The 4,756-nt window shown below is 70.3% G+C and carries 4 protein-coding genes; all 4 read right to left on the bottom strand.

Going from position 1 to position 4,756, the window contains the following annotated elements; all coding sequences use genetic code 11:
• Positions 1 to 317 precede the first annotated feature (317 nt).
• The 4 genes from ACFV6I_RS18315 to ACFV6I_RS18300 all read right to left on the bottom strand — a co-directional run bounded on the left by ACFV6I_RS18315 (position 318) and on the right by ACFV6I_RS18300 (position 4,603).
• The gene (locus ACFV6I_RS18315) at positions 318 to 1,607 is read right to left on the bottom strand and encodes a phage major capsid protein (RefSeq protein WP_244293883.1); all 1,290 of its coding nucleotides are present in this window, start codon (positions 1,605 to 1,607) and stop codon (positions 318 to 320) included.
• Positions 1,608 to 1,847: 240 nt separating this feature from the next.
• Positions 1,848 to 3,725: a 2'-5' RNA ligase family protein gene (locus ACFV6I_RS18310; RefSeq protein ID WP_063353041.1), complete on the bottom strand. Its 1,878-nt coding sequence runs from the start codon at positions 3,723 to 3,725 to the stop codon at positions 1,848 to 1,850.
• Positions 3,726 to 3,943: 218 nt separating this feature from the next.
• Positions 3,944 to 4,162, bottom strand: a complete 219-nt coding sequence (locus ACFV6I_RS18305; protein ID WP_063353042.1) for a hypothetical protein — start codon at positions 4,160 to 4,162, stop codon at positions 3,944 to 3,946.
• Between the two features lie 12 nt (positions 4,163 to 4,174).
• On the bottom strand, positions 4,175 to 4,603 hold the full coding sequence (locus ACFV6I_RS18300; RefSeq protein WP_063353043.1) for a hypothetical protein: 429 nt from the start codon (positions 4,601 to 4,603) through the stop codon (positions 4,175 to 4,177).
• Positions 4,604 to 4,756: the final 153 nt, after the last annotated feature.

Genomic DNA, 4,756 nt, shown 5'->3' with positions numbered 1-4,756 from the left:
TTGGGCACGCACCCACGACACTCCGGAGGTGGTCGGGGCAGTTGCTCTGGTGCCGGGCTGGCCGCGTCTATATGAACGTTTCGGCATGGAACCACGACCCACTGATCGTGGTTCCGTGCCGCGGTGTGCAGCTGTCGCGGGTTAGCGGGGTGCTTGTGAACGTTTCGGCACGGAACCACGACCCACCGGTCGTGGTCGGGGCAGTTGCTCTGGTGCCGGGCTGGCCGCGTCTATATGAACGTTTCGGCATGGAACCACGACCGACCGATCGTGGTTCCATGCCGAAGTGCGCAGCTGCCCCGGGCTGGCGGGGGCTGCTATGCCCAGGTGCCGACGACGAAGGACTCGGGGCGGGCGACCTCTAGGGCGACGCGTTCGTCGGCGCGGATGCTGATGACGCCGTTCTCGAAGTTCAGACCGTTCTCGCTGGAGACGGTGACGGAGACGGACTCGCGGTCGTAGAGCTGGGCGCCGGTGCCGAACGCCCCGACGAGAAACTTCTCGTCGGCCATGGCGGTGGTGTCGACGACGTTGAGGCGCCAGACCTTCTTCTCGGCACCGACGGCGACGGCGACGGCGATGCGGAACGCGCCGTTGTTGTCGGTCTCCAGCTCCAGTTCCTCCCAGAGGTTCGGGGAGATCACCAGGCCGGTCATCTCGTACTCAGCGAGGATGCCCTTGGTGATGGCCCGTCGGACCTGCACGCTTCGCTTGTCGGCCTGGAGCGCGGCGTACTCCTGGACGCCGGGGACGTTGAAGAGGCCGGTGAGCTTCTCGCCGTCGCCGGAGGAGTGCAACAGGTCATAGTCCTCGCGGTACTTGACGCCCTCGACCATCCGGTTGTTGATGAACGACTTGAGCCGGGGCTCGTCGCTGAGGATGTTCTTGTGCGCGTGGAGTACGTGGGCGATCTCGGTGACCGGGTACATCACCGGCTTGAAGTCGAGCCTCGACTCCGGGGCGCGGCCCCACTGGTCGGTCGGCAGGCCAGCCGCTGGGGAGACCCCGTCCGCGGCGGTGCGCTGGCGGATCTGTGCGGCGTTGTTGGTCCAGCCCGTCTCGCGGATGCCGTACAGGACGGACGCCTTGGTCGTGGCCTTGGGGAAGAGGTCGCGGATGCGGGACTTGCGGCGGGCCAGCTCGCTGATGCCGACGTTCTGCGCGCCGCCGAAGCTGTTGTGGGTGATGGTGCCAGCGGACAGGGCCCAGATGGACTTGCCTTCCATGCCGGCGCGGATCTGGGAGGAACCCTCGAAGCCGCGCTCACGGGCACGCTCGTAACCGTCGCTCTCCACGAAGAGGTCGCCGAGGGACTTCACCTCGGGGCCCTGGGGGCTGCCGTAGAACTGGCCGGCGGCGGACGGGGCCTCGGGGGCGTCCAGGAAGCCGGCGATGTCGTCGGCGCTCTTGCGGGCGTCGATCAGGGACTTGAGCTCCTGCGCGTCCTGGATGACCTTGCGGTACGCCTGATTCTGCTCGGTGGAGACGGTGAAGCGGCCCTGCTCATCGACCTTGAAGGTCTCGCTGATGCGGCGGGCCTCGCCCTGGCGGGTGGCGAGTTCGTTGATGAGGGTCTTGAGGGGTATGTCGGCGGTGGCGGTGCTCACGGAGCCTTCCAAGTGCTGGTGGCGGACGGTTGGCGCGCGTCGCTCGCCCGGCCAGCACCGGGACGACCCGAAACGTTCCGGGTCAGTGGAAGGGAGATGAGGGTCTAACGTCGCGTGCTGCCGCGCCTCGTAGCCCGGCCACCCCCACACACGACCGGGTTCTTTGCATGGTTTTTTGGGTTCTAAGGCGCGGCGCGGCCGGCCAACGTCGCCCGCGCCGGCCCCCACGACAGTGCTTGGTCATGCCGCCAGCGCCTTGAGCTGGGCCTCGACCTCCTCCGGGTCCAAGGTGACCTCCTCGTCCTGGTTCGTGGCCTCGTCGCTCGGCTCCGGGCTGCCTGGGGTGGTGACCGCCGGCGCGGGGGCCGGGCCCCCGGGTGGAACTGTCGCCGGAGCGGGTGCGTCGGCGTCCGGGGCGCCGCCTTGGCCGTCGGCCTGGTCCTGTTCGTCGTCGAGGTGGTCGTACAGGCCCCAGTCGTCGCCGAAGTCGTCATCGGGTTCGGCGTTGCCCTCGCTGATGGGCATCCCCTTGCGGGCCAGGGTTCGCAGTAGGCGGTCGACGGCCGGGCGGAGGTTCTCCAACTGCTCGGGCTCGACGTCGGCCACGGCGATCGCCGAGGTGGCATCAGCGAGCCGGCCGGCGGCGGGCTGCAGGAACCGTGCTTCGGCGGCCTCCTCGGGTTCGGCTTCCTCCTCGACCTCCTCGTCGCCGTCCGGGTCTTCGGTGTCGACGGCAACGACCGTCAGCTCGACCCGCTGCGGGGTGCCGAGGACAACGTCGCCGCCGGCGTTCTGGTACGGCACGGAGTAAGTGATCGTCTCGCCGGGCTCGGGGCGGGCCACGGTCGCGATTACGCGGTCGGGGAACGTCGCCTCGATGCACACCCAGGCCGCGTCGGCGCTGGCGTCCTGGTTAGGCAGGAACAGCACCTGGAGCGCGTCCCGTAGGTGGGACTGCTGCTCCTCATACGATCCGGCCATCGGCGGCTGCATGCTCTTCTCCTCGATCCGGCTGATCAGCGACTTGGCTTCGGCGACAGCCTGGTGAGCGGACTTCACTTCAAGGCGGTTGCGCCGCGTGGCGACGGACTTCGCGGCGGCGACGGCCTGGTGGGCGGTCTTCACCTCGACTGCCGGCCCCACCGGCGCCGGAACTGGCGGCGCGGGGGGCGAGGGGGCGATGTCGGGTCCGACGTCGTCCTGTTCCGCGGGGCGTCCCAGCGGTATGCCGACGCGGTCGGTACCGCGGACGACGAACAGCTCGTCGAAGATGACCGGAGTCGCATCGACGGTTGGGACGTCGTCGGGAAGGTCATAGCCGAGCGTCAGGTGCGGGGTGAAGCCGTGGTCGGTGCGGAGGGCCTCGTTGAAGACTGATCCGGCCAGCGCGGACACGACTCGCTGCTGCAGTTCCGCCAGGCCGGGCACGTCGACGGGCACCCACACCGGCACGCCGTCCTCGCCCGGAGGGAAACGGCCGATCCCACCGAGCTGGCCTTCGAGCTGTGGCGCGCCGGAGGTGGCCGTACGAATCAGGTCTGGCAGGTCGTCCGGGTACCCACCCAGCGCGTCGGCCTGGCCGAGGTACGCGAGCGTGACGTGCAGATCGCCGGCCGCGGTGCCCTGCGGGTGCGCGAGCGCGTCGGAGACCTCCGGCGGCGGGAACAGAGCGATCATCACGCCCTGGCCGACCTGAGGTTCCCCGTGCGGCCCGGTCGCCTTGTACTCCAAGGCCTGGGACTGTCCGGCCGGGTTGCCCTTGACCTCCAGCGCCATGGTGAGCGGGTGCGCGCCGTGCAGTACCGGCGACACCTCGTACAGGTCAAGGTCGTGGATGATCCTCACCCCGGCCCGCTTGGTGGCGCCGCCCTTGGGGACGACGTAGCCGATCGACCACTGGGCGCCGCCGCCCTCCTCGTGCCACTGCTTCACCTGCTCGAAGACGTCGCGGCCGCGGCTGGTGCGCAGGTTGTGGCCGACGTCGGCGACCAGGGCGCCAGCGTCCTTCGGCCAGGGCTTGCCCATCGGGGTGGTCTTCGGGAGCCGGGGGTCACCGGGCAGCCACTCCTCGACCCCGTGGCAGACCCCGATCGGGTCCTTCCACTCGTGGCTGAACACGGGTTTAACGGGCCGGGCGGCCAGGGTGCGAGTGAATGCCCCGGGGAGGATGACGTCTCCGACCTCGTCCTGCACCCCGGTGACGGCGCAGATCGCTCGGACGATGCCCTGCAGACGGCGGGGCCGGGCTGGTGGACGCGGCGGCACGGGGCACTTCCTCGGGACGGGGACGATGAGCCCCGCGACCGTGCCCCCTGTGTGCCCTTACCGTCGCGCCGTCACCCGGCGTCGTCTGGCCTGCCGTCCTGGTGCTCAGGCAGCGTGCCGCCAGCGTCCTGGAAGCCGCGGAGCCAGAAGCGGCGCCGGTACCGCTCAGCGAAGTCACCGAGCTCCGAGTACGGGCACCCCGCCGCCGTCTCGCCGGCCTTCGCAGCAGCAGCGCCCTCCGCGGCGGACTGCACAGCTGCAGCGCGGCCAGGCAGATCCTGAATCTCCACGTCGGCCTCCTCCTACTTCCGGAACTCGTCGGGGAGCTCGCTGTCCTGGCTGCCGCCGTCCGGCTCCGCCTCGTTCTCCGGCTGCTCGCCGTCTGCGGGCTGCTCGTCGGTCTGGGTACCGCCGCCGGACGGCGTCATACCGGCGTCGTCCACGTCCACGGCCCACGCATCGGCGTCCGAGTAACGGTAGACCTGGCCGGACGGATCGCGCAGCCACCCGGTCAGTGTGCCGTCCGCAGCACGCTCCAGCCACGCTTCCTCACCGCCCGGGGCGGAGAAACGAGCCGTCACTGCCGGGTCATCTGGCAACGTCTCGTCGCCGTCATCGTACGGATCGCCCGCCCACTGCCGGCCGTCGTCGGCCGGCTCCTGATCCTCGGGCCCCTGGCCGGCCGGCTGCTGGCCGGTCGGCTGCTGGCCGGCCTGTGGGAGGGACTTCACGGAGATTCGATAGGTGCGCACAAGGGCGAGGGTGGGGGGCGGGGCGCGGGGGGTGTGTCGCGCCCCCCCCCCCCCCCGCCCCGCGGGGGGGGGCGACAGGAGCGGGCCGAGGCCCACACCACGGAGGGTTGTGTGTAGATGAATGTGTCAGAG

The sequence above is a fragment of the Kitasatospora sp. NPDC059803 genome (assembly GCF_042732255.1).
Lineage (GTDB): Bacteria > Actinomycetota > Actinomycetes > Streptomycetales > Streptomycetaceae > Kitasatospora.
The sequence above is the reverse complement of the archived record's forward strand: the minus strand, read 5'-3'. Positions and strand labels throughout refer to the sequence as shown.